This is a genomic window from Kitasatospora sp. NPDC059408 (assembly GCF_042751525.1).
In the GTDB taxonomy this organism is placed as follows: domain Bacteria; phylum Actinomycetota; class Actinomycetes; order Streptomycetales; family Streptomycetaceae; genus Kitasatospora.
Genome location: NZ_JBHYWI010000049.1, coordinates 1 through 24,541, shown reverse-complemented (window position 1 = coordinate 24,541; position 24,541 = coordinate 1). Strand labels below are relative to the sequence as shown.

The following is a 24,541-nucleotide window of genomic DNA, read 5'->3' as shown; positions in this document are numbered from 1 at the left end:
CCACCCCTCCCCTGGCCTGGGGGGCCCCCGGGCTGCGGGCCGCGGGGGGGGGGGGGGGTGGTACCCACCCGGGGGGGCCCCCCCCCCGGGGGGGGGGGGCCCCCCCCCGCGGGCGGTCGGGCAGGTCAGGCGTCGATGCGGGAGCGGTCCAGGGTGGCCGCCGAGTCCACGATGAACTCCTTGCGCGGGGCGACGTCGTTGCCCATCAGCAGGTCGAAGATCTTCTCCGCCTGCTCCAGGTCGCCCAGGTTGATCCGGCGCAGCGTGCGGTGGCGCGGGTCCATGGTGGTCTCGGCCAGCTGGTCGGCGTCCATCTCGCCGAGGCCCTTGTACCGCTGCACCGGCTCCTTCCAGCGCATCCCCTTGCGCTGGAACTCCAGCAGCGTGGAGCGCAGTTCGGCGTCGGAGTAGGTGTAGTGGTACTTCTCCTGGCCGCGCTTGGGGGCGGTGAGCTCGATGCGGTGCAGCGGCGGCACCGCGGCGAACACCCGGCCCTGCTCGACCATCGGCCGCATGTAGCGGTGGAAGAGGGTCAGCAGCAGGGTGCGGATGTGCGAGCCGTCGACGTCGGCGTCGGCCATGAAGATGACGCGGCCGTAGCGGGCCTGGTCGATGTCGAAGGTGCGGCCGGAGCCGGCCCCTATCACCTGGATGATCGCGGCGCACTCGGCGTTCTTGAGCATGTCGCTCACCGAGGCCTTCTGGACGTTGAGGATCTTGCCGCGGATCGGCAGCAGCGCCTGGAACTCGGAGTTGCGGGCGAGCTTGGCGGTGCCGAGCGCGGAGTCGCCCTCGACGATGAACAGCTCGCTGCGCTCGACGTCGTCGCTGCGGCAGTCGGCGAGCTTGGCCGGCAGCGAGCTGGTCTCCAGCGCGGTCTTGCGGCGCTGGGCCTCCTTGTGCTGGCGCGCGGCGACCCGGGTGCGCGCGGCGGCGACGACCTTCTCCAGGACGGCCCTGGCCTGGAGCTTGTCGTCCTTCTTCGCCGAGGTGAGGAAGGCCTTGAGCTCCTTGGCGAGGACGGCGGCGACGATCCGGTTGGCCGCCGAGGTGCCGAGGACCTCCTTGGTCTGGCCCTCGAACTGCGGCTCGGCGAGGCGGACGGTGACGACGGCGGTCAGGCCCTCGGTGGCGTCGTCCTTGGTGATGTCGTCCTCGGCCACGCGCAGCAGCTTGCTCGCGCGCAGCACCTCGTTGACGGTCTTGGCGAGCGAGCGCTCGAAGCCGGTGACGTGGGTGCCGCCCTTGGGGGTGGCGATGATGTTGACGAACGAGCGCAGGGTGGTGTCGTAGCCGGCGCCCCAGCGCAGCGCGATGTCCACGCCGAGGTGGCGGGTGACCTCGGTGGGCGTCATGTGGCCGAGGTCGTCCAGGACGGGCACGGTCTCCTTGAAGGTGCCTTCGCCGCGCAGCCGCAGCACGTCGCAGACCGGCTTGTCGGGGGCCAGGAACTCGCAGAACTCGGCGATGCCGCCGTCGTAGCGGAAGACCGTTTCCTCGGCCTTCTCGCTCTCGGTGAGCCGCTCGTCACGCACGACGATGGTCAGGCCCGGGACGAGGAAGGCGGTCTGCCGGGCCCGGTTGTGCAGGTTCTCCAGGGAGAGGCGGGCGTCCTTGAGGAAGATCTGCCGGTCGGCCCAGTAGCGGATCCGGGTGCCGGTGCGGGTCCTGGGCACCTTGCGGGCCTTGGTCATGCCATTGGCGGCCTCGAAGGGCGCGTCCGGGCCGGCCTCGGTGAAGATGCCGGGGGTGCCGCGGCGGAAGCTCATCGCGTGGGTGTGCCCGCTGCGGTCGACCTCGACGTCCAGGCGGGCCGAGAGGGCGTTGACGACGGAGGCGCCGACGCCGTGCAGACCGCCGGAGGCCGCGTAGGAGCCGCCGCCGAACTTGCCGCCGGCGTGCAGCTTGGTCATGACGACCTCGACGCCGGACAGCCCGGTCTTGGGCTCGACGTCGACCGGGATGCCGCGCCCGTTGTCGCGGACCTCGACCGAGGAGTCGGGGTGCAGGAGGACCTCGATGCGGTCGCAGTGGCCGCCCAGGGCCTCGTCGACCGAGTTGTCGATGATCTCCCACAGGCAGTGCATCAGGCCGCGGCTGTCGGTCGAGCCGATGTACATGCCGGGGCGCTTGCGGACCGCCTCCAGCCCCTCCAGGACGAGCAGGTGCCGAGCGGTGTAGTTGGAGCCGTCGTCACCGGCCAGCAGTGCGGACGGCACGGTCGTTTCGGCACTCACGCGGCACTCTCCTCGGTGAAGTTCTGTCTCATCGGTCACATCCGGAACGCGTCCGGACCGGCCGCCAGTGCAGCACGCCGCACCGACAGCCGTCGCCCGGCGTGTGCGCACCCCTCCGCTGGGTGCCCAGCACGGCGGGCCGGTCCCGCGCAGCTTGTACGCGCTGCGCGAACACGGGCCGGGCCGGAGTCCGGGGCTCCGGGGCGCCATCTCCTCCCGGTACCACCGGTCCTGGCGGTTCGTGGGGTCCGGCGCAGGCTCCGGAACTGCCGTTATGCAGGCTACCGGGGCCTGGGACGGGGCTTATGCTCCAACCCGGCAGAGGATTATGCTACGCGGACCTCGCACCCGGTCCCGATCGGGCGTTCGAGGCACGGGCGGATCCTGGGATCCGGTACGCATGAACCACCGGCCCCCGGGGCACGTCCTCATCAACACAGCAGAATCCTCAGAGAAGAAAAGCCACGAGCGGGAACGTTTTCGGCCTGGTTGGATGTTGACCCTGGTACGACAGCTCGTCGAGCTAGAGAAGAGGCGACGTGACTACTGTTCTGACACCTGCGAGCCCGCTCACCGCGGCTGACCGCTGCGACCGCTGCGGCGCCCAGGCCTACCTGCGCGTCGTACTCGCCAGCGGCGGAGAGCTGCTCTTCTGCGCCCACCACGGCCGGAAGTTCGAGCCGGAGCTCAAGAAGATCGCCGTTGAGATACAGGACGAGAGCGGTCGCCTGAGCGGCACCACCGCTGCGACGGCCACCGACGACGAGCGCTGATCCCGGGCGCCACCCAGCAGCCAGCGTCGAGCTGTGTGTCCGGTCGTGCACTGCGCGCGACCGGTGGGCCGGGCGATCGACCCCTCCGGGGGCCGGTCGCCCGGCTCTGCTGTTCCCCGAGGCACGGCACCCCTCCGACGGAACGTCAGAACGTGACCGTGCGGTCACGTTCCGCCGTCACAGTGCCGAGTGCACCGCGTCCGAGAGGGCGGCGATCCTCGTGTAGACCCCTGGGTGGTGCGCCTCCGCGCAACCCGTCCCCCAGGACACCAGACCGGCCAGCCGCCCGCCGATGACCAGCGGGCCGCCGCTGTCCCCCTGGCAGGCGTCCTTGCCGCCCTGCTCCTCCTCGCCCGCGCACACCATCGTCCGGGCCTCGAACTTCCCCTCCGGCCCGCCCGGGTAGTCGCGCGCGCACACCTGGTCCGCGACGACCGGCACGTCCACCGTGCGCAGCGGGGCCGAGTAGTCGCCGCGCCCGGTGGTGTCGCCCCAGCCGTACACCTGCGCCCTGGTCCCGGCCGCGTACGGCTCGCTCTCGCCCTGGCCGAGCAGGTCGATCACCGGCCGCGAGCCCTGGGACTCGCCGAGCGTGACCACGGCCACGTCGTTCATGTTGGCGGACCAGCTGTAGTCGGGGTGGATCCAGATCTTCTTGACCGGCACCTCGTACCCGGCGGTGCCGCGCATGTCGTCCCGGCCGACGATCACCTTGAGGCCGGGCCGGTCCACCCGGACGCCCTTGGGCTCGTCGAAGAAGCAGTGCGCGGCCGTCACGACCTTGGTCGGGGTGACCAGGGCTCCCCCGCAGAACTGCCCGGAACGCCCGGATCCGAACTGCTGGCGACTGGCCAGCGCCACCATCCACGGGTGGTCCGCGGTGCTCGTCACCCCGCCGCCGACCACCCGGCGCTGGGCCTCGGCGGGCGCGGCGGTGCCGAAGGCCACCAGCGGGACGGGTGCGGCCGCCAGCAGCGCCAGCACGGCGGCGCGCTTTCGGCGGCCCGGCCGGGCGGCGGCCGGGGTCGCCGGGGGCGGGGCGGCGGTCGTCAGGTCCGCGCGGTCCGGGTTGGGCAGCACCGTTTCTCCAGGTGGCTCGGCAGCAGGCAACCGGCACAGCGTAGGTGACCGGCTACACTGTGCGACCGCTTCCCGGCGGACGGCCACCCGGACGAGCGACAAGCGCCACTCGGACGGTGACGAACCCCCTCCGGACGGCCGAGAAGGCCCGGAGCCGTGGGACTCCGGGCCTTCTCGTGAGTGCTCGCGCAGGCAGGGCCCGCGCGGTGTCGGATCAGTCCAGGTAGTCGCGCAGCACCTGGGACCGCGACGGGTGGCGCAGCTTCGACATGGTCTTCGACTCGATCTGGCGGATGCGCTCACGGGTGACCCCGTACACCTTGCCGATCTCGTCGAGGGTCTTCGGCTGACCGTCCGTCAGGCCGAAGCGCATCGACACGACGCCGGCCTCGCGCTCGGACAGGGTGTCCAGCACCGAGTGCAGCTGCTCCTGGAGCAGGGTGAAGGAGACCGCGTCGGCGGGCACAACCGCCTCGGAGTCCTCGATGAGGTCACCGAACTCGCTGTCGCCGTCCTCGCCGAGCGGAGTGTGCAGCGAGATCGGCTCGCGGCCGTACTTCTGGACCTCGATGACCTTCTCGGGGGTCATGTCGAGTTCCTTGGCCAGCTCCTCCGGGGTGGGCTCGCGGCCCAGGTCCTGGAGCATCTGGCGCTGGACGCGGGCCAGCTTGTTGATGACCTCGACCATGTGCACCGGGATGCGGATGGTGCGGGCCTGGTCGGCCATGGCGCGGGTGATCGCCTGGCGGATCCACCACGTGGCGTAGGTGGAGAACTTGTAGCCCTTGGTGTAGTCGAACTTCTCGACCGCACGGATCAGACCGAGGTTGCCCTCCTGGATCAGGTCCAGGAAGAGCATGCCGCGGCCGGTGTAGCGCTTGGCCAGCGAGACCACGAGGCGGAGGTTGGCCTCCAGCAGGTGGTTCTTGGCGCGGCGGCCGTCCTCGGCGATGATCTCCAGCTCGCGCTTGAGCTTGGGGGCGAGCTTGTCGGCGGCCGAGAGCTTGTCCTCGGCGAACAGGCCGGCCTCGATGCGCTTGGCGAGCTCGACCTCCTGCTCGGCGTTGAGCAGCGGGACCTTGCCGATCTGCTTCAGGTAGTCCTTGACCGGGTCGGCGGTGGCACCGGCGACGGCGACCTGCTGGGCCGGCGCGTCGTCCTCGTCGTCGTCGGAGAGGACGAAGCCCTCCGATTCCTCCTCGGGACCGGTGGCCTCGGCCTCGGCCTTGTCGCCGGGCAGCGCGACGTCCTCGAGCAGCTCCTCCTCGCCGAGCAGCTCCTCCTCGCCGCCCTTGGCGGTCTTGGCGGCGGTGGTCTTCTTGGCGGCGGTCTTCTTGGCCGGCGCGGCGGCCTTCTTGGCCACGGCCTTCTTGGCGACGGCCTTCTTCGCCGGGGCCGCCTTCACCTCGGTGACGACCGTGGTCGTCTCCTCGGCGGTGATCTCGGCGGACACGGTCGGCGCGGGCGCGGTGGCGGCCGCCACGGCCGGGGCCGCGACGGGGGCGCCGGGCGCGATGCGCACGGGCGGCTTGGTCGGGGCCGACGGGGCGGCCGGGGTCCGGGTGGTGACAGCCTTGGTGGCGGTGCGCTTCGTGGGGCTCTTGGCGGCAACGCTCTTGCGCTTGGCACCGGCCGGCTCGGCCGCGCTCACCATGAGGTCCACCCCCTCCTCAATCAGCACCTGATTGAGGCTGCGCATGACGTTCTTCCACTTGGTGACCGGGATCTGGTCCGCCTCGAACGCCTGGCGCACGTCGTCACCGGCGATCTGCCCCTGGGCCTTGCCCCGCTCGATGAGAGCCAGCAGAGCCGCGGACTCGGCGATCTCGGGGGGAAGCGAACGGGATGTGCTGGCCGACACGAACAACCTCTCGGACGATGAGTGGACTCGAACCCGTACCGGCCGCCCGAGCGGGCGGGGAAGGAGATCGCGCGTCGGACGCGCGGTGTCGATTCCGACCGACTCGGGCTTGAGGACTGGGTTTGCAGGACGGCAGCAGCGCCGCGGACCAACACAGCCACGTGGCGTGCTGGAGTATTCCGGAGCTGCTTCCGCTCAGGACACATCGCTGCTACTCGTCAAGTGTTACGCATGGCCTTCGTGTCGCGGGTCACACCGCTCGGGCGCCCGCGGCCCGGGGCCGGACTCCATCATCGCGCACTCGCGCCGGAATCTGCCGCCATGCACATGCCCACCCGGCCCGGAGGCCGTCCCGGCCCCCGACGGGATGTCCCTCCGCGCCCGGCAGAACGGCCCTCCGGCTGCACCGGGCGGTGCGGCCGGAGGGCCGTGGGCGGGCGGACCGAACCAGACCGTTCAGTGCTCCCGGGGGGCCGGGACGGACGGCTCGATCTCGGGGTGGACGGTGAGCAGCGCCCGCATCGCGGCCTCGCCCGCCGTGCCGTCGCCGGTGCCGAGCGCGTCCACCAGCCGGGAGTGCAGGCTGACCGAGGCCTCGGAGGGGCGCTCGCAGGAGGTCGTCGGGCCGCCCGAGACCTGGAGCGCGCAGGAGATGATCCCCGAGAGGTGCTCCAGCATCCGGTTCCCGGCCATCTGCAGCACGAGGCCGTGCAGCTCGGCGTCGGCCCGGGTGTAGGTCGAGAGGTCGGCCTGGGCGGCGGCGTGGCCCATGATCTCGACCAGCTCGACCAGGCGCTGCTGGACGTCCTCGCGGCCGTGGCCGGCGGCCAGCCGGGCGGCCAGCGGATCGATGGCCCAGCGCAGCTCGAAGAGCTCCCGGCGCTGCTCGTCCCGCTGGGGCCCGAAGGCGCGCCACTCGATGATGTCCGGGTCGAGCAGGTTCCAGTCGCCGACCGGACGGACCCGGGTGCCGACGTTCGGCCGGGCGCTGACCAGACCCTTGGCCTCCAGCACGCGCAGCGACTCGCGGACGACCGTGCGGGAGACCTCGAAGCGCTGACCGATCTCCTCGGGCACCAGCGGGCGGTCGGCGCCGAGGTCACCGGAGACGATCATCTGGCCGAGCTGCTGGACCAGCTGGCCGTGCAGACCGCGGCCGCGGCTGCTGGTGGTCTTGCGGCCGACCCTGGCGAGCTCGGACTCGGCGCCCTCCCAGCGGGGCGCCGGCGGGGTCGGCCGGTCGGCGTACGAGAAGCGGTCCAGATCGCCGGGGCCGTGGATGGGCCCATCGGCGGAACGGGCGGGGGTCATGGTGGGGTGCGCAAGGGTACTCACAGGTCCTTTGTCGGCGATCGGCAGGCGCAGCTTGAGAATTCTCGTGAAAAGCACACGAAAGGGTGATCGGCCGTGACTGGATAATTGACTTCTTATCAGGAAGAACCGCGCATTACGGTCACTGCTGGTCGATCTTGGTGCTTCGGGTCGGCGGCCCGGGAATCAGAGCGCGCGGCGCCGGGTCTGGATCACCAGGGCCGCCACCAGCAGGACGGCCGCCGGGGCGGCCACCGCCGCGAGGAGCGCCGGGTCCGTCAGCGCGGTGCCTCCGGGCGCCACGCGCCGGTCTCCGCCGTAAACCCACCCGTACGCCCATTCGACGCCCGACTGGAACGGCAGCAGTTCGGCCGCCCGGGTGGGCCACGGCGTGCCGGTCTGCCGCAGCAGCAAGGCCACGCCCGACTCCAGCAGCGGCGGCAGCGCGCACAGCACGAGCACGCCGGCGACGGCGCTGCGGGTGAGCGAGGCCGTCAGGACGCCGGTCCAGCCCGCCACGACCGTCAGGAGGACGAAGGCCAGCAGGGCGCCCGGAACCCCGTGCCCGGCGACCAGGGCCACCGGCCCGAACGCTCCCGGCAGGTCGGCGAGCCCGGACAGCCCGGCCGAGGTCAGCGCCCCGGACACCCGCCCGGACAACGCGGACGGGTCCGCCCAGGCCGCCACCGTCACCCCGGCGGGCAGCGCGAGGTGCACGGCCACCGTGTCCACCACCAGGGTGGCCAGCGCCAGCAGCCCCGCCACCGGGCCGATCACCAGCAGCTTGGCCACCAGCAGCCGGACCCGGCGCGGATACGACACGCACGAGGCCGGCAGCCCCGGGAAGCGGACTTCGTGCCCGTACGCGAGGGCGCCCAGCAGTCCGGCCCCGAGCGCCGCGAAGGGCAGCGGGAGCAGCGGGAAGGCCGCGGTCAGCAGGCGCACCCCGGCCGGGCCGGGCAGCGGGCCCTCCGGCCGCTGGCCCGCCAGGACGGCGGCCACGACGGCGTCGCAGAGCAGCACGGCGGCGAGGAGCAGCCAGGTGGAACGGAGGCCGCGCAGCCGGCGCAGCTCGTAGGCCAGGACGCGCACGGGTCACTCGCTCCGGGGGTCGACGGGGGTGGCGGAGGTGGTCGTGGAGGTGGTGGGGGCGGTGGTGGGGGCGGTGGTGGAGGTGGTGGGGGTGACGGGAGCGGCCGGGGATGCCGCAGGCGTCACGCGGCCGAGCCGGACGGTGTCGTCCGACAGCAGGGCGGCCGCCGGAGCCGCGGGCCCGACTCTGAAGAGGCGGTCCACCGCCACGGTCGTCGCGGCGCTGTCGGCGGAACGGAGATCGGGCTTGGGCACCCGGACGGGGCGGAGCACGGGCTCCGGTGCGGGCTCGGACTCGGCCCCGGACTCATCCGAGGCGTCGTGCGCGCGCGGGGGCTCGGCCGGCCGCTCGCGGGTGGCCCCGGTGACGGCGAGGGCGGAGAGGGCGGTCGCGACGGACGCGCCGGAGGCGACCGGCAGGGCCCGGGTGGGCAAGGCGGCGTCGCCGTGGGGCCTCGGGGCGATCGGCTCGGCTGGTTCTGCCGGCTCGGCCGGTTCTGGCGTTCCGGCCGGTCCGGCCGACGGCTGCGGCTGCGGCTGCGGCTGTGCGACGGGCTTGCGCTCATCGGCGGACTTCGGCTGGACGTGGATCTGGCCGGAGCGGCCGGAGGCGGTCGGCAGGACGGCCCTCGGGGCGGGCTGCTCGACCACGCGGTCCGCCAGTTCGTGCAGCAGGATGCCGTGCCGGTAGGCCAGTTCGCCGATCTCGGTGCGCCCGATGCCCGCCACGGCGAGACCGGCGCCGCCGTCCCGGCGCACCTGGGCGCCCTGGCCCACCAGGAGGTCGGCCAGCCGCGCCATCTGCGGTCCGCGGACGGCCACTTCGGGGCTGAGCCGGGTGCGGCGGAACTCGACCACCGGCTGGTCGGCCACCAGCCGGCCCCGGTCCAGCGTGATCACGCGGTCGGCCAGCCGGGACGCCTCCTGCGGGGTGCGGGTGGTCACCAGGACCGTCCCGCCCGCGACCGCGAACGAGCGCAGGAAGGAGTGGAACCACTCCACGTTGCGCGGGGACAGGCCCTCGGTCGGCGCGTCCAGGAGCAGCGCGCCGGGGTCGCCCAGCAGCGCGGCCGCGAGCGCCAGCCGCCGGTGCATGCCGGGCGAGAAGGTGCGCAGCCGCTGCCCGGCGACGGTGGCCAGCCGGGTCTGCTCCAGCAGTTCGTCGGCTCTGCGGGCGGGCACGCCGACGGCTGCGGCGAGCATCCGCAGCTGACCGCGCGCCGTGCGGCCCGGGTGCCCGGCCACGGCCGCGCTCCCCTCCCCCGGCCCCTGCAGCAGCACGCCGACCTCGCGCTCGGGGCGGCGCAGGCGGCGGTAGGTGCGGCCGTGGAAGAGCGTGACGCCCTGCCCGCGGTCGAGTTCGACCATCAGCCGCAGCGCGGTGGACTTGCCGGCGCCCTCGGGGCCGAGCAGCGCCGTCACGAGGCCGGGTCTGGCGTCGAAGGTCAGGTCCAGCAAGACCGGCGGAGCGCCCTTGCCGCGGACCTTGGTCAGTCCGGTGATCTGGATCATCGCTGCCTGCTCCCATGCCCTCGACCGGCCCCGCGCCAGCACATTAGGGGTCGGCGGAGGAGATTCCGGGCATTACGGGAGCGGCGCGGGCCCGCGGGCCACCCACCTCACCCGATCAGGGGACAATCCGATCCTGCGATTCCCCGGCCGACGGGCCGGGCCGGGGGGATCGGACCGAGGCGGGCCGACGTACGGGGGCGCGCGACCTCAGGACTCCGGGCGGAGCATGGGCGGGTTGAGCACCGTCGCACCGCCCGCGGTGAACAGCTGGGCCGGGCGCCCGCCCTGACGGGTCGTGGTGCCGCCGGAGGGCAGCAGGAAGCCGGGGGTGCCGGTGACCTTGCGGTGGAAGTTCCGCGGGTCCAGGACCACACCCCAGACGGCCTCGTAGACCCTCCGCAGCTCGCCGACGGTGAACTCGGCCGGGCAGAAGGCGGTGGCGAGCGAGGAGTACTCGATCTTGGAGCGGGCGCGCTCGACCCCGTCGGCCAGGATCAGCCCGTGATCGAAGGCGAGCGGCACCCCGTCGGCCGGGCTCTGCCCGAGCAGCTCGGCGACCGGCGCCCAGCGGGCGCTGCTGGCGTCCCCGCCGGCCCGCGGCGTCGGCAGGTCGGGAGCGAGGACGAGGTACGCGACGCTGACCACCCGCATGCGGGGGTCGCGCTGCGGGTGGCCGTAGGTGGCCAGCTGTTCCAGGTGGGCGCCGGCCGCGCCCGGGCCGACGGCGTCGTGTCCGGGCGCGGAGTGCGCCCGCAGCCCGGTCTCCTCGGCCAGCTCGCGGGAGGCCGCCTCGGCCAGGCCCTCGTCCGGCCGCACGAATCCGCCGGGCAGCGCCCAGTACCCCTGGAACGGGGGCTCGCCCCGTCTCACCAGCAGGGCACACAGCTCATGGTCGCGCACCGTCAGCACCACCAGGTCAACGGTGACTGCGAACGGGGGGAAGGCCGACGGGTCATAGCGCGACATGGCGACGATCATAGTCGTCTCTCTGACGATAAGCACAGGCCCGTGTACAACCCGTGCCCATGGCCCGCGGGGCAGGCCTGGGCGAGGGTCAGCGCGCCACGAGCTGGAGGTCCGCGGGCGCCTCCTCGACCATGGCCACGCCGATGCGGCTCACCCGGACGGAGAAGCGCTCCCCGGACACCCGCAGGTTGGTCAGCTCCAGCTCGCCGAGCGGGGCCGTGCTCGCCGGGCGGACCTTGACCCGGCCGCCGGGGACGTCCGGGCGGACCCCGGCGAGGGCGAAGACCGCGTGGGCGGCCCCGGCGGCCGAGACCGCCGCCGGGCGGCACGCGGCCGGGTGCGGGACGGGCGGGCAGCCGGGGATCCGCTGCTCGCCGGCGTACATCTCGGGCACACGGCCCTCGAAGTGGGTGGCCGCGGCGAGCAGACCCTCCAGCAGGGTGCCGGCCTCGTTCTCGTGGCCGGCCCCGGCGAGCCCGGCGATCGCGAGGGCGGTCTCGTGCACCCGCACGGCGCCGCCCCGGTGGCCCAGCGGGTTGAAGCGGGGCGACTTGGCACTCAGGGTGCGCAGACCCCAGCCGCTGTCCAGCTCCGGGGCCACGAGGCGCTGGGCGAGCAGCCGCGTCTGCTCGCGGTCCAGCAGGCTCTCGTGCCGGCCGCCGTCGACCGCGAGGCCGGTGTCGAGCAGGTGGACGAAGGAGGAGGCGACGGCCGGGAGCGGCTGCCCGCCCGGGGCCAGGCCCGCGGCGGGGCGCCCACCGGAGAGGTCGTCGATCCAGAACCGCTCGCGGAAGCGCCCGCGCAGCCCGGCGGCCCAGCCGCGCCACTCCTCGGCGCCGGGGCGGCCGAAGGCCTCCAGGAGCTCGGCGCCGTGCAGGGCGGCGCGGTGCGCCTGGGCCTGGACCTCGGCTCGGGCGGCCACCGGGTGGGCGGCGCGGTCCTCGACCGGACGGCTCAGGTCGGTGACGAAGCCGTCGACCAGACCGTCCCGGAGGGCGCCGAGGGCCCGTTCGGCGGCCGGGAGCAGGTCCGCGACCTCGGCCCTCGGCAGGCCCCAGCGCCAGGCCTCGGCCAGCACCGTGACGAACAGCAGGGTGGCCTCGGTCGCGGTGCAGGTGGGCGGGAGCTCGGGACCGCCGTGCCGCAGGGCACCGGGCAGCAGCCCCTCGGTGCGGCCGGGCGCCGGGGCGAGCTGCTGGCGCCGGGCCAGCGCCCGCAGGGTGCCGGCGGCGAGCCGGGTGCCGAGCGGGAGGGTCAGCCGGGCGGCCCACAGCGCGTCGGCCGGGGCGAGGCCGAAGCGCCAGGGCGCGCCGGAGGCCGGGTAGAGGTCGGTCGGTCGGTCCGGGTCGGCGAAGAGCAGGCCGCCGAGGGCGTCGAGGGAGCGGGTGACCAGCAGCGCCGCCCGGCCGTCGTCGGCGCGGACCTCCGGTTCGGACCAGGGCAGCGGGACGCCCGTGCCGCGACCGCCCGGCGGACGCGCGCCGGGCACGGTGCTCTCCAGCTCGGCACGCAGCTCGACCGACCAGCGGGCGCCCGGCTGCACCTCCAGGTCCCAGCGGAGCACCCCGGCACCGGCGAGGACGGCGTGCGGGGACGGCTTCGCGGACACCACCGCGCTGTGCGCCGGGCCGGCCCAGCGCAGGCCCGCGGACTGCACCTGGCCCGGCAAGTCCGGTGAGCGGTGCCCGGCGGCGATCTCGCCGACCGGGCCGAGGTCGGTGCCGAGCGCGATCTCCAGCGGGAGCCGGGCGGGCCGGGCCCCGGTGTTGCGCACGATCACCGTCTCCACGCCGTCCGCCTGGCGCAGCCGCTCCACGGTGAGCGCCGGGTCCGGGTCGAGGTCGCCGGGAAGGCGGACGGCACCGAGGAACCGGGCCTCGGCGGCGCTCGTCTGGGTGCCCTGGAGGGGCAGCGGCTCCATGCCGCCGAGGCGCAGCTCCATCCGCGCGACGACCCGGACGCCGTTGCGGTAGAAGCCGTGGAGCCCGTGCCCGCGCAGCTGGCCGTCCGGCCCGGAGGCGGCCATCCCGGGGGCCTTGACGCAGAGCACCGCGTGGTGGACGGCGGCGGGCTGCGGCCGGGGCGGGCCGGCCGGGACCTGGTCGGGGCGGCCGACCGGTCGCGGCGCGCCGACCACGGTCTCGGCCGGCGCGGCCTGGGGCGGCCTCATGGCGGTCACCGGACTCTCCTCCCCTCGGCGGTCCGGTGGCCGGGTCAGGCCGGTGGGCCGCGAGCATGCTCGATCGCGTGCTGATGGTGCCGGGCCGGCGGGGTGTCCCGTCGGCGGTTCTGCCGTGTCTGGCCGTACCCGGTGGCGGGTCGTGCCATGCGGTGCGCGGTACCGGGCCGGTACCCGCGCGCCGGGTCGCCGCGCCGGGCACGTCGGTGTGCCCGGCCCGCCGTCGGGCCTCGCGCACCGGCAGGCCGGTGGCGCCCTCTCCCCGTGGCCCGTCGCCCCGGTCGGCCGCTCGCGCGCGGCGGCCGGTCGCGGTGCCGTGTGCGGCCGCTCGCGAGTCCGGCGCTCGGGACGCCGGTACGGCGCGGTTCCCGCCGCGGTGCGCGCACAGGGCCCCCGGAGTCAACGCCGCACACCGGCCCCAGGTCACGCCCGGCCGGAGCCTCCGGGCTCGGGCGCTCCTGCCGCGCCGCACCCGGACGGTCGGTGGCGGGCCGTCACCGCGGGCCCGGCAGCGGACCGCGCGACCCCGGCGGCGGCCGGTCCCGGGCGCGCCCCGGGGAGGAGTACGGCCGTCGAACCGGCGCCCGACGGCGGCCAGGATACGGTGCGGGTGTCGCGGCGCCCGCACCCGGTGACACCGTGAACGGCGACGTGACCGCTGTGACCTGCAGAGACCGAGGAGTTGTATGTCCACCGCCAGCCGGCTGCCCGGGATTGTCACGACCGACCACGTCTTCCAGCTCCCGCTGGACCACGCCGCCCCCGAGGGCGAGCGGATCTCGGTGTACGCCCGCGAGGTGGTGGCCGCCGGCCGCGAGCGGGACGACCTGCCGTGGCTGCTCTTCCTCCAGGGCGGCCCGGGTGGCAAGGCGGCCCGCCCGCTCGGCCGGGACGCGTGGCTGGACCGGGCCCTGGACGACTACCGGGTGCTCCTGCTCGACCAGCGCGGCACCGGGCGCTCGACGCCCGCGACCCGCCGGACCCTCGCTCTGCGTGGCGGCGCCCGGGAGCAGGCGGACTACCTGGCGCACTTCCGTGCGGACTCGATCGTGCGCGACGCCGAGCTGATCCGCCGCCACCTGCTCGGCGCGGACCGGCGCTGGAGCGTGCTCGGCCAGAGCTTCGGCGGCTTCTGCACCCTCACCTACCTCTCGATCGCCCCCGAGGGCCTGACGGAGGCCTTCGTCACCGGCGGCCTCGCGGGCCTGCGGAGCTCGGCGGACGACGTCTACCGGGCCGCCTACCCGCGGGTGGTCCGCAAGAACGAAGGGCACTACGAGCGGTTCCCGCAGGACATCGAAGCGGTGCGGCGGATCGCCGCGCACCTCGCCGCCGCCCCGGCGACGCTGCCCGACGGCGGCCTGCTCACCGTCGAGGCCTTCCAGTCGCTCGGGATGATGCTGGGCGGCGGCAGCGGCTCCGGCGCCCTGCACTACCTGCTGGAGGAGGCCTGGGTGGAGGGCCCGGACGGGCCGGAGCTCTCCGACACCTTCCTGTACGGCGTCCAGGCCAGGATCTCCTTCGCCGAGGGCCCGCTGTACGCCGTGCTGCACGAGTCGATCTACGGCCAGCGGTCGGTGGACGCGGGCGGCACCGCGTGGTCGGCCGAGCGGCTCCGCAAGGAGTTCCCCGGGTTCGACGCCCGGGCCGCGCTGGAGACGGAGGCCCCGGTGCTGTTCACCGGGGAGATGATCTACCCCTGGATGTTCGACACCGACCCGGCGCTGCGGCCGCTGAAGGAGGCCGCCGAGCTGCTGGCCGCCCGGACCGACTGGCCCGACCTCTACGACCCGCAGCGGCTCGCCGCCAACGAGGTGCCCGTCGTGGCGGCCGTCTACCACGACGACATGTACGTGGACACCGCCGACTCGCTGGAGACCGCCCGCGCGGTGCGCGGCCTGCGGACCTGGATCACCAACGAGTGGGAGCACGACGGCCTGCGGGTGAGCGGCGGCAAGGTGCTGGACCGCCTGATCAAGATGGCGCACGGCGAGCTGTAGCCCGGCCCGGCCCCGGGGAGCCCGGAGCGGGCGGACGAGGACGTCAGCGCCCATGACGGGCTCCCCGGGCCGACCTCCCGATGCAGCGGTGCGCCCCGCCCCCGAGCGGCACCGCCGCCCCGCTGCACGCCCGGCCGCGGCCCAGCCTCAGGGTCGCGTCGGGGCGCTCCCCCGGGCCGCGGCCCGGCTCCGCGAGCAGCGCGACCGGCCCGCGGCCGTCCGCCTCCGGCAGGGCCGGGGCGGGTCCACCGGGAACACCACCCGGCGTCCCCGGAGCAGCGGCGCCCGCCCGACGGCCGCCCCGGCGCCTGCGCCTGGCCTTCCCCCGCCCGGGCGCCCCTTCCCGGGGGCCGCCCGGCGGCTCGTCCGGCGGCTCGTCCGGCGTCCCGTCCGGTGCTCTGCCCGGATCGGCGGCCGGGCCGCCGCTCTCCTCGTCGGTCGGCTCCGGCACCGTCGGCTCCTCCTTCACCCCGTTCTCCTCCTTCGCCTCCCCCGCCCGCTTCGCCTCCCGGCGGAGCCGCTGGCCCTCGACGGCCGCGAGCAGCGCCTCCGGGGTCATCCCGTCGTTGAGCGACTCGTGCAGCAGATCGGCCAGCAGGTAGGACGGGTCGAGGTCGAGGGCGCGGCCGAGCACCACCCGGGCCGTCGCGGTGTCCCCCGCGACCCAGGACGCCCAGGCCAGCAAGGTCAGCGGGGCGACCGCGCAGCCCTCGTACGGCGGCACCGCGCGCCGGGCGAGGAAGCGCCAGAGCCGCTCGGCGGACGCCAGCTCGGCGGGCCGGACGTACTCGGCGCCGCGGTCCCGGGTGTGCCGGTCCCGCAGGGCGAGCAGCAGCTGTGCCGTCCGGTCCTCGTCGAGCTCGCGGGCACCGGCCGCGAACTCGGCGAAGGCCTGGTCGAGCAGGGCGATCCCCGGCGCCGACGGATCGGCCGTCCCGACCCGTGCGAGGGCCGCCCGCTGGGCCTCGGCACCGGGCGGGCCGATCGGGGCCAGCCCCGCGATGATCGCCTTCCGGCTGCCTCGCGGGGCGAGGCCCGCGAACGTCGCCGCGGCGGCGGCCGGCCCCGGGGCGGGGGCGTGGCGGATCAGGTTCCCCGCCGGATCGCAGCAGCCCTCCCGGCGGCACAGGAAGGACCACCAGCGACCGTCCGAGACGCACAGCGACTCCTTGACCGGCACGCCCCTGCGGGCGAACGCGGCCCGGAGGCCGTCGGCCAGCGGCCGCAGGCCGTCCACCACCGGCGGCCCGTGCCCGGGGACGGGATCCTGGCAGAGGTAGAGGAGCACCTGGATCGGGCGGCTGCCACGCTGTTCCGAGACGTCGACCAGCAGGGCGGCCGTCTCCTCCGCCGCGGCCGGCCATTGCGCGCGGGACGCGGGGATGTCCGCCCGGAGCACCCCGCCCTGGTGGAGGTCGGGACCGTTCAGGCCGACGGCGACGATGCTGTCGTCGGGGAAGAAACCGAGGAGGTAGGGCAGCAGCTCGGCCATGTCGGCCGGGCCGCGCATCGTCACCGGCCGGTGGCCGGAGGCGGGGCCCAGGGAGAGCGTCACGTTGTCCCCGTTCGTCGTGGTGTCGTCGTTCATGCCGTTGTCGTTGTCCATGCCGTTGTCGCTGTTCATGCCGTTGTCGCTGTTCATGGCGCTGTCGCTGTTCATGGCGTTCATGACGGGAAGAGTGCCGTGCCCCGAAATCCGCGGCTGACTTTTGTTTTTTCCTGTGGACAACTCCGGGCCGGAATTCCGCTTCCCTCGTTCGGAGCACGTCATCGCCACTCTCCCGAGTGATATTTGACTGCCGTTCAGCCGAAGATCGGATGACATACACCCCGGCTCCACCCTTCTCACCCGCCCCGGCATTCGCCCGTTGTCGGCGCCTCGGGGTTACATGGACGCCATGCAGCCGCACGAGATCCACACCACCGCCACCGCCGCCGACCGCGCCGAGGTCAGGGCGCGGGCCGAGGCCGTCCTGCGCGAGCTGGCCGGCCCCGGCGCCGCCCTGCGCGACGACCAGTGGACGGCCATCGAGGCCCTGGTGGTCGACCACCGCCGGGCCCTGGTCGTGCAGCGCACCGGCTGGGGCAAGTCCGCCGTCTACTTCATCGCCACCGCCCTGCTGCGCGCCCGGGGCGCCGGGCCCACGGTGATCGTCTCGCCGCTGCTCGCCCTGATGCGCAACCAGGTCGACTCCGCGGCCCGGGCCGGCATCCACGCCCGCACCATCAACTCGGCCAACACCGAGGAGTGGGACGCGATCCAGGCCGAGGTCGCGGCCGGGCAGGTCGACGTCCTGCTGGTCAGCCCGGAGCGGCTGAACAACCCCGACTTCCGCGACCAGGTGCTCCCCAAGCTCGCCGCCTCCACCGGCCTGCTCGTGGTCGACGAGGCGCACTGCATCTCCGACTGGGGCCACGACTTCCGCCCCGACTACCGCCGGCTGCGCACCATGCTCGCCGACCTCCCGCCCCGGGTCCCGGTGCTGGCCACCACCGCCACGGCCAACGCCCGGGTCACCGCCGACGTCGCCGAGCAACTGGGCACCGGCACCGCCGACGAGCACGCCCTGGTGCTGCGCGGCCCGCTCGACCGGGAGAGCCTCACCCTCGGCGTGCTCGCCCTGCCCGACCCGGCGCACCGGCTCGCCTGGCTGGCCGACCACCTCGACCGCCTGCCGGGCTCGGGCATCGTCTACACGCTGACGGTGGCCGCCGCCGAGGAGGTCACCGCCTTCCTGCGCGAGCGCGGCTTCGCCGTGGCCTCCTACTCCGGCCGCACCGAGGACGCCGAGCGCCGCACCGCCGAGGCCGACCTGCTGGCCAACCGGGTCAAGGCGCTGGTCGCCACCTCCGCGCTCGGCATGGGCTTCGACAAGCCCGACCTCGGCTTCGTGGTGCACCTGGGCTCGCCCAGCTCCCCGATCGCCTACTACCAGCAGGTCGGCCGGGCCGGGCGCGGCGTCGACCGGGCCGAGGTGCTGCTCCTGCCCGGTCGCGAGGACGAGGCGATCTGGCGCTACTTCGCCTCGCTGGCCTTCCCGCCCGAGGAGCAGGTGCGCCGCACGATCGACGCGCTCGCCGAGGCCGGCCGCCCGCTGTCCACGGCAGCCCTGGAGCCCCGGGTGGACCTGCGCCGCACCCGGCTGGAGACCATGCTCAAGGTGCTCGACGTGGACGGCGCCGTCCGCCGGGTCAAGGGCGGCTGGACGGCCACCGGGCAGAGCTGGGAGTACGACACCGCCCGCTACGCCAAGGTCGCGGCCTCCCGCGAGGCCGAGCAGCGCGCGATGCGCGAGTACGCGGCGGCCACCGGCTGCCGGATGGAGTTCCTGCGGCGGCAGCTGGACGACGAGCAGGCCGCGCCGTGCGGGCGGTGCGACAACTGCGCCGGGCCGCTGCACACCCCGGAGGTGTCGGCCGCCACGCTGGAGGCCGCCCGCGCCGCGCTCGGCCGCCCCGGGGTCGGCTTCGAGCCGCGCCGGCTCTGGCCCACCGGCATGGAGGCCGTCGGCGTGCCGCTCAAGGGGCGCATCCCGGCCGGGGAGCAGGCCGAGACGGGCCGGGCGCTCGGCCGGCTGTCCGACATCGGCTGGGGCACCCGGCTGCGCGGCCTGCTCGCCGAGCAGGCACCGGACGTGCCCGTCCCCGGCGAGGCGGTGGACGCCCTCGTGACGGTGCTCGCCGACTGGGCGCGCGGGCCGGGCGGCTGGGCCGGGCCGGCCTCGACCGACGGCGCCCGGCTGGAGCGGCCGGCCGGCGTGGTGACCATGGCCTCCTCGGCCCGCCCCCAGCTGGTCGGCACGCTCGGCGCGCGGATCGCCGAGATCGGGCGGCTGCCGCTGCTCGGGCGGATCGAGTACGCGGACGGGCGGCCCCCGCACGGCGCCCGCAGCAACAGCGCGCAGCGGCTGCGCTCGGTGACCGAAGCCCTGGTCCTGCCGCCCGAGTTGGCGCAGGCGGTGGCCGCCGCGGGCGGTCCGGTGCTGCTGGTGGACGACCTCGTCGACTCGGGCTGGACGGTCACCGTCGCCGCACGCCTGCTGCGCCGGGCCGGGGCGAGCGCGGTGCTGCCCCTGGTGCTGGCCGTGCAGGCCTGATCCGCGCGGCCCGGGCGGCGGGCCGCGCACCCGGGCCGCACACCCGAACGGAGGCGGACCGTCCGTTCGGACGCACTCACTCGAATGGCCTAAAGGAGGGAGAGATCACATCGGCGGGGCGCCCGCGCGGCACCGGCGACGGGAGAGGGGCGATGACATTGCGGAACCCAGTTCACGGGCCGTTCACCCTGGCCCTCGCCGGGCTGCGGAGATGCCTGAGTACCGCTTGCGCCAGAGGGGAATATATCCGGCAGAACGTGGGCTTTCGGGCGGCGTTCATCATTTCATCGTTGCCGCTCCGCCCCCGATGCCACGAGAATTGGCGGGTACCCGAAACCCGGTCCGGTGGACCCTGCCTTCGGCGTACGCAGGTACCCGCGTGCCCGTGGGTCGGGAAGGAGGATCGTGATCAACGGTATCGGCCGAGGTCAGTCTCCCCTCGCCCGGAGTTCGGCGCCCAGACGGCTGCTGGACCTGGAGACCTGGACCGCCTCGGGGATCCCGTTGCTGCGCGATCCGCGCGACTTCGTCCTGGAGCTGCACCAGCGCCACCTGCCCCAGCCGGGCACGGTCGTGGTCGCCGTCCTCGACGCGGTGCACCACCTCAGCGCCTCGGCCTCGTTCACGCCCTGGCCGCACGACACGGACGGCTGGCAGCACCGGAACGCCCTGCTCGCGCACCTGCGCCAGATCACCCCGCACGACCTGCGCCAGCCCGTGCCGACCCGCACCGCGGTGCTGCTGCGCTGCCGCGAGGGCGCCCCGGGCTGGACCGAGCAGGACGGGGCCTGGATGTGGGCTTTGCGGGACGCGGCCGTCTTGCACGGACTGCGCTGCGGCTCCTACATCGGGCTGACCCCGGCCGGCTGGCAGATCCTCGGGGACGGGCGGCAGGGCCGCAATCCGCACGCGGGTTCGTGGGCGGACGGACCGATCCACACCGTGACGGAGCTGCCCCCGCGCACGGCCCTGGACGCTCCGGGCGGCCGGCGCGCGCTGCGCCAGACGTCCGAGCGGCCCTGGACGCCCGCCAGGGTCTCCGCGGTCCAACCGGCCCGCCGCACCGGGACCCGCTGAGCCCCGAGTCCTCCACGGGCTCCACGGGCTCCACGAGTTCCACGGGCTCCATGACCTTCACGGGCTTCCAAGCAGCCGCCATGGGCTCCCGGGACCCCGCCGTCCCCACGGCCTCCCAGGCCGGCTGCGGACGGCGGCCGGGTACGACGGCCCGCGGGCCCGGCACCGTACGGCACCGGGCCCGGGCGGGGCCGCTCGGCTCAGGCGCTGACCGGACGACCGGGCGCCGCTCCGGCGGCACCCTTGGCAGCCGGGCCGGCGTCGCCGCAGACCACGAGCAGCACGGACGCGTGGCCGAGCGCCGCGGCGTACGCCTCCGCGGCACGGGCGGCCGGTCCGCCGTTGGCGACCAGGACGACCACCTCGCGGCGGGCCGGGCGGGTCGGCACGGCGTCCGCGTAGAACACGTCCCCGCCCTCGGCGAGTTGCGCCCAGTAGCGCTCCTCGCCGAAGGAGAGTTCGTGCTGCTGCCACGGGTGCGCCTCGCCGACCGTCAGCACCAGGATCTCGCCCGGGCTGCGCCCGGCGTCGAGCAACTGGTCGACCACCTCGTCGGCGCGCTCCAGCGCCTCGGCCGGGGTGGCCGCGACCCGCCGGACCTCGATCTGGGGTGCGGTCGGGGCCGGACGGCGCGGTGCCGGGCCGGGCTTGGGCACCGGACGCGGCTGCGGACCGGGCCGGCCGGCGCTCGGCGGTGCCGGGCGCGGCGGCGCGGGGCGCGGGCCGGGCACCGGGGCGGGCGCGGCGACGGTGGTGGGTGCGGTGGCGGGCGCACTGCCGGTGGCAGGCGCGCGGAGGGCTTGTGCGTCCGACTCTCGGGGGAAGGGAACGCCGGGGCCCGGGAGGCTCTCGTGAATCTCCGGCTCCTCGGGGAAGACAGGCATACCCGGATATCTATCAAATGCCGGTCGAACGCGCACGGGCGCCCCACCCATTGGGCACCAAGACGTTGCCGGACCCACCCGGGGCAATTCCAGACGGACCGTCAGAAACCGAGCGTCAACTGTTCGTCGGCGGAGCCTTCGGCCGCCTCCAGACCCGGCCGGATCCGCTTCAGGTGGCGCCACTTCGGCAGTGCGTCCAAGTACGCCCAGGAGAGCCGGTGGTGTTCGGTGGGCCCGAACTCCTCCAGCGCCGCGCGGTGCACCGGGGACGGGTAGCCGGCGTTGTCGGCGAAGCCGTACGCGGAGTACTGCTCGCCGAGTTCGGCCATCATCCCGTCGCGGTGGACCTTCGCGAGGACGGAGGCGGCGGAGACGCAGATGCAGGACTGGTCACCCTTGATCACCGTGCGCACCCGCCAGGGGCCGCCGAGGTAGTCGTGCTTGCCGTCGAGGATCACCGCGTCGGGCTCGACCGGCAGCGCCTCCAGGGCGCGGACGGCGGCCAGGCGCAGGGCGGCGGTCATGCCGAGCTCGTCGCACTCCTGCGGCGAGGCGTGGCCGAGCGCGTACGCGGTGACCCAGTCGGCGAGGACCGGTGCGAGCGCGCGGCGGCGCAGCTCGGTGAGCAGCTTGGAGTCGGTGAGCCCCTCCGGCGGCCGGCGCAGTCCGGTGACGGCCGCGCCGACGGTGACCGGTCCGGCCCAGGCGCCGCGCCCGACCTCGTCCAGCCCGACGACGACCTTGGCGCCGGCCCGGCGGAGCGAGCGCTCGACGGAGTGCGTCGGCGGGACGATGGGCATCACAGGCTCCGTTCGGCTGGGCGGCCCGTTCAGCTGGGGCTGTTCCAGCCTAAGCCCGTCGCCGAGGTGCCCCGCGCCACGCCGGAGGGGCGACCGCGGAGCCACCGAGGGCGACCGACGGGCCACCGCGGAGTCACCGGGGAACCACGCGGAGTCACCGCGGGCCACCGACGCGCCTCAGGCCCCGATCATCGGCATCAGCACGTCGTCGACCAGGCGGACGGCGTAGTCGGGCGGGGTGTTCTCGCGCCCGCAGATCTTGACCTGGTAGAGCAGCATCGCCGGGGCGACGTCCGCGACCATCGGCGTGACGGCCCCGGGGCGGACCTCTCCGCGCTCCGCTCCGCGGCGGAGGATGTCGAGGATCGTCCCGGTGGTCGGCGCGACGACCCGCTGCACGATGAAGTCCTTGAACAGCTGTGCCTGTTCGTGGTCGAGCTCCCCCATCAACGCTTGCAGGGCGCTGCCCGCGCGCGAGTTCATCGCACCCGCGAACACCTCGATGAGCTGCAGGAGTTCACCGCGGGTGGACCCGAGGTCGGGAACGCCGTTCGGCCGTGGGAGAGTGGAGTCCAGGGCGTCCACGACGAGTTCGACCTTGGAGGCCCAGCGCCGGTAGAGCGCGGCCTTGCCGGTCCGCGCCGCAGCGGCGACGCCCTCCATCGTCAGCCGCGCGAACCCGCCGGAGGTGAGCTGGTCGAGCGTGGCCGCGAAGATCGCGTTCTCCAGTTCCTTCCCGCGGCGCCGCACCGGCCGGGTGAGGACCTCGGTGGCCACCCGCACCCGGCACAGCGCCGGCGGGCCGGACGCCGACCGCGCCGACGGCGCCGCCGCTCCCTCCGGGGCCGGGCCGGCCGACCGGTCCGTCACCTGGCGTCGCACCGAATGATCCATTGCCACCAACCTTAAGGAACGCTTGCGTTCACAAACTGGCCCAGGATATCGTCCAGATTAGTGAACGATCCCGTTCCTTCCTAGCCTGCAGCACGGCGCAGGTTCTCCGCCGGGCCCACGGTCCGCAGCACATCACGCACATAGCCAGCCAGGGGGCACTTTCGTGGCTATCTCCGACACTCTCAGCAAGAACTCACCACCGCGCGGCGGCCCGAGCCGGGGCAAGGGCATCACCCTGGCGGTCATCGCGGCGACACAGCTCATGGTGGTGCTCGACGCGACCATCGTGAACATCGCGCTGCCGGGCATCAAGGACGCGCTCAACTTCTCGACCACCGACCTGTCATGGGTCATCAACGCCTACACGCTGACCTTCGGCGGGCTGCTCCTGCTCGGCGGTCGCGCGGGTGACATCCTCGGCCGCCGCCGGGTGTTCATCTTCGGCACCCTGCTGTTCGGCCTGGCCTCGCTGCTGGGCGGGTTCGCCCAGGACAGCACCCTGCTGCTGGCCGCCCGCGCGCTCCAGGGCATCGGCGGCGCGATCTGTTCACCGACGGCGTTCGCGCTGATCGCCACCAACTTCGAGGAAGGGCCCGAACGCAACAAGGCGTTCGGCGTGTTCTCGGCGGTGGCGGGATCGGGCGCAGCGATCGGCCTGCTGGCCGGCGGTCTGCTCACCGAGTACCTGGACTGGCGCTGGGTCTTCTTCGTCAACGTGCCGATCGCGGTGCTGATCGCGATCGCCGCGCCGCGCTACATCGCCGAGTCCGAGCGCACCGACGGCCGCTTCGACCTGCCCGGCGCGTTCACCTCGACGCTGGGCCTGGTCGGCCTCGTCTACGGGTTCATCCGCGCGGCCAACCCGGACTACGGCTGGACGGACGGGCTCACGATCGGCTCCTTCGCGGCCGGCGTGATCCTGCTCGCCGCGTTCGTCGTGATCGAGCGGCGGACGGCCCAGCCGATCACCCCGCTGCACCTGTTCGCCAACCGCAACCGCACCGGCGGCCTGGTGATGATGCTCTGCCTGGCCGCGGCCATGTTCGGCATCTTCTTCTACGTCGTGCTCTTCGTGCAGGGCCCGCTCGGCTACAGCCCGCTGAAGGCCGGCGTGTCGTTCCTGCCGATCAGCGTGGCGATCATCATCGCCGCGCAGGTCGCGTCCACCCTCCAGGCCAAGTACGGCCCGAAGCCGTTCATGGCCGGCGGCGCGCTGCTGGTCACCATCGGCCTGACCTGGCTGACCCAGATGGACAAGGACAGCGGCTACCTCGACGGGGTGCTCGGCCCCACGGTGGTGTTCGGCTTCGGCATGGGCCTGATCTTCGTCCCGGTCATGCTGCTCGCCGTCGCCGGCGTCCCCGGCGAGGAGAGCGGCGCCGCGTCCGGCCTGCTCAACTCGATGCAGCAGATCGGCGGCTCGCTCGGCCTGTCGATCCTGACCACGGTCTTCGCCCACTACGCCACGGCCGAGGCCAAGCTGCAGCTGCCGAAGTTCATGGAGACGGCCACGCCGGAGCAGCTGGGCTACCTCAAGGAGCACCACGACTTCCCCGCGGGCACCGACGCGGCCAACTCCGTCCTCATCCAGGGCACTTCGCACGGCTTCATCGTGGGTGCCGCCCTCGCGGCGGTCGCGCTGCTGGTCGCGGTCTTCGCGATCAAGGCCAAGGCGAGCGACCTGCCGTCGGAGACCTCCGGCGTCGCGATGCACTGAGGCCCCGGGCCTCGACCTCAGAACGGCTGACGGGCCGGCCGGGAGCACCACGCTCCCGGCC

17 protein-coding genes are annotated in these 24,541 nt (G+C 74.4%); 5 read left to right on the top strand and 12 right to left on the bottom strand.

The genetic code is table 11. The annotated features are described in order from the left end of the window. Window positions 1-125: 125 nt before the first annotated feature. On the bottom strand, window positions 126-2,237 hold the full coding sequence (locus ACFXDE_RS28300; RefSeq protein ID WP_380439518.1) for a type IIA DNA topoisomerase subunit B: 2,112 nt from the start codon (window positions 2,235-2,237) through the stop codon (window positions 126-128). Window positions 2,238-2,776: 539 nt separating this feature from the next. Between ACFXDE_RS28300 and ACFXDE_RS28295 the strand changes: the two genes are divergently transcribed. Further along, complete coding sequence (locus ACFXDE_RS28295; protein ID WP_380439516.1) at window positions 2,777-3,010, top strand: hypothetical protein; 234 nt, start codon at window positions 2,777-2,779, stop codon at window positions 3,008-3,010. Window positions 3,011-3,187: 177 nt separating this feature from the next. Here ACFXDE_RS28295 and ACFXDE_RS28290 read toward each other — a convergent pair whose 3' ends face one another. The 7 genes from ACFXDE_RS28290 to ACFXDE_RS28260 all read right to left on the bottom strand — a co-directional run bounded on the left by ACFXDE_RS28290 (window position 3,188) and on the right by ACFXDE_RS28260 (window position 13,002). Beyond that, the gene (locus ACFXDE_RS28290; RefSeq protein ID WP_380497526.1) at window positions 3,188-3,991 is read right to left on the bottom strand and encodes a S1 family peptidase; all 804 of its coding nucleotides are present in this window, start codon (window positions 3,989-3,991) and stop codon (window positions 3,188-3,190) included. A 313-nt stretch (window positions 3,992-4,304) separates the two neighbouring features. Next, window positions 4,305-5,957, bottom strand: a complete 1,653-nt coding sequence (locus tag ACFXDE_RS28285; RefSeq protein WP_380497499.1) for an RNA polymerase sigma factor — start codon at window positions 5,955-5,957, stop codon at window positions 4,305-4,307. Window positions 5,958-6,407: 450 nt separating this feature from the next. Continuing rightward, complete coding sequence (locus ACFXDE_RS28280; protein WP_380439512.1) at window positions 6,408-7,286, bottom strand: FadR/GntR family transcriptional regulator; 879 nt, start codon at window positions 7,284-7,286, stop codon at window positions 6,408-6,410. 162 nt (window positions 7,287-7,448) lie between these two features. Further along, window positions 7,449-8,354, bottom strand: a complete 906-nt coding sequence (locus tag ACFXDE_RS28275; protein ID WP_380439510.1) for a hypothetical protein — start codon at window positions 8,352-8,354, stop codon at window positions 7,449-7,451. A gap of 3 nt (window positions 8,355-8,357) precedes the next feature. Beyond that, window positions 8,358-9,866, bottom strand: coding sequence for an ATP-binding cassette domain-containing protein (locus ACFXDE_RS28270; protein WP_380497498.1), 1,509 nt, complete (start codon window positions 9,864-9,866; stop codon window positions 8,358-8,360). 207 nt (window positions 9,867-10,073) lie between these two features. Further along, entirely contained in the window at window positions 10,074-10,832 is a 759-nt protein-coding gene (locus ACFXDE_RS28265) for an NUDIX domain-containing protein (protein ID WP_359964826.1), read from the bottom strand. A gap of 88 nt (window positions 10,833-10,920) precedes the next feature. Next, entirely contained in the window at window positions 10,921-13,002 is a 2,082-nt protein-coding gene (locus tag ACFXDE_RS28260) for a glycogen debranching N-terminal domain-containing protein (RefSeq protein ID WP_380497525.1), read from the bottom strand. A gap of 695 nt (window positions 13,003-13,697) precedes the next feature. Between ACFXDE_RS28260 and ACFXDE_RS28255 the strand changes: the two genes are divergently transcribed. After that, window positions 13,698-15,011, top strand: a complete 1,314-nt coding sequence (locus ACFXDE_RS28255; protein ID WP_380497496.1) for an alpha/beta fold hydrolase — start codon at window positions 13,698-13,700, stop codon at window positions 15,009-15,011. A gap of 43 nt (window positions 15,012-15,054) precedes the next feature. Here the strand turns inward: ACFXDE_RS28255 and ACFXDE_RS28250 are convergent, their stop codons facing one another. Then, the gene (locus ACFXDE_RS28250) at window positions 15,055-16,680 is read right to left on the bottom strand and encodes a DUF4192 domain-containing protein (protein ID WP_380497494.1); all 1,626 of its coding nucleotides are present in this window, start codon (window positions 16,678-16,680) and stop codon (window positions 15,055-15,057) included. A gap of 229 nt (window positions 16,681-16,909) precedes the next feature. Between ACFXDE_RS28250 and ACFXDE_RS28245 the strand changes: the two genes are divergently transcribed. Further along, window positions 16,910-19,108, top strand: coding sequence for a RecQ family ATP-dependent DNA helicase (locus tag ACFXDE_RS28245; protein WP_380497493.1), 2,199 nt, complete (start codon window positions 16,910-16,912; stop codon window positions 19,106-19,108). Between the two features lie 405 nt (window positions 19,109-19,513). Further along, window positions 19,514-20,185 (top strand): hypothetical protein, encoded by a 672-nt coding sequence (locus ACFXDE_RS28240; protein ID WP_380497492.1) that lies wholly within the window; start codon window positions 19,514-19,516, stop codon window positions 20,183-20,185. A gap of 200 nt (window positions 20,186-20,385) precedes the next feature. Here the strand turns inward: ACFXDE_RS28240 and ACFXDE_RS28235 are convergent, their stop codons facing one another. The 3 genes from ACFXDE_RS28235 to ACFXDE_RS28225 form a co-directional block, all read right to left on the bottom strand. Next, window positions 20,386-21,069, bottom strand: a complete 684-nt coding sequence (locus tag ACFXDE_RS28235; RefSeq protein WP_380497491.1) for a hypothetical protein — start codon at window positions 21,067-21,069, stop codon at window positions 20,386-20,388. A gap of 101 nt (window positions 21,070-21,170) precedes the next feature. Next, entirely contained in the window at window positions 21,171-21,869 is a 699-nt protein-coding gene (locus ACFXDE_RS28230) for a ribonuclease HII (protein ID WP_380497490.1), read from the bottom strand. A gap of 177 nt (window positions 21,870-22,046) precedes the next feature. Beyond that, on the bottom strand, window positions 22,047-22,751 hold the full coding sequence (locus tag ACFXDE_RS28225) for a TetR-like C-terminal domain-containing protein (RefSeq protein WP_380497489.1): 705 nt from the start codon (window positions 22,749-22,751) through the stop codon (window positions 22,047-22,049). A 181-nt stretch (window positions 22,752-22,932) separates the two neighbouring features. Between ACFXDE_RS28225 and ACFXDE_RS28220 the strand changes: the two genes are divergently transcribed. Continuing rightward, the gene (locus ACFXDE_RS28220; RefSeq protein WP_380439577.1) at window positions 22,933-24,480 is read left to right on the top strand and encodes an MFS transporter; all 1,548 of its coding nucleotides are present in this window, start codon (window positions 22,933-22,935) and stop codon (window positions 24,478-24,480) included. Window positions 24,481-24,541 lie beyond the last annotated feature (61 nt).

Excerpts from the sequence above, each read along its gene's own strand:
- ACFXDE_RS28270 (WP_380497498.1), bottom strand. The coding sequence starts at position 9,866 with ATGATCCAGATCACCGGACTGACCAAGGTCCGCGGCAAGGGCGCTCCG.
- ACFXDE_RS28265 (WP_359964826.1), bottom strand. The coding sequence starts at position 10,832 with ATGTCGCGCTATGACCCGTCGGCCTTCCCCCCGTTCGCAGTCACCGTT.
- ACFXDE_RS28260 (WP_380497525.1), bottom strand. The coding sequence starts at position 13,002 with ATGAGGCCGCCCCAGGCCGCGCCGGCCGAGACCGTGGTCGGCGCGCCG.
- ACFXDE_RS28255 (WP_380497496.1), top strand. The coding sequence starts at position 13,698 with ATGTCCACCGCCAGCCGGCTGCCCGGGATTGTCACGACCGACCACGTC.
- ACFXDE_RS28250 (WP_380497494.1), bottom strand. The coding sequence starts at position 16,680 with ATGAACGCCATGAACAGCGACAGCGCCATGAACAGCGACAACGGCATG.
- ACFXDE_RS28245 (WP_380497493.1), top strand. The coding sequence starts at position 16,910 with ATGCAGCCGCACGAGATCCACACCACCGCCACCGCCGCCGACCGCGCC.
- ACFXDE_RS28235 (WP_380497491.1), bottom strand. The coding sequence starts at position 21,069 with ATGCCTGTCTTCCCCGAGGAGCCGGAGATTCACGAGAGCCTCCCGGGC.
- ACFXDE_RS28230 (WP_380497490.1), bottom strand. The coding sequence starts at position 21,869 with ATGCCCATCGTCCCGCCGACGCACTCCGTCGAGCGCTCGCTCCGCCGG.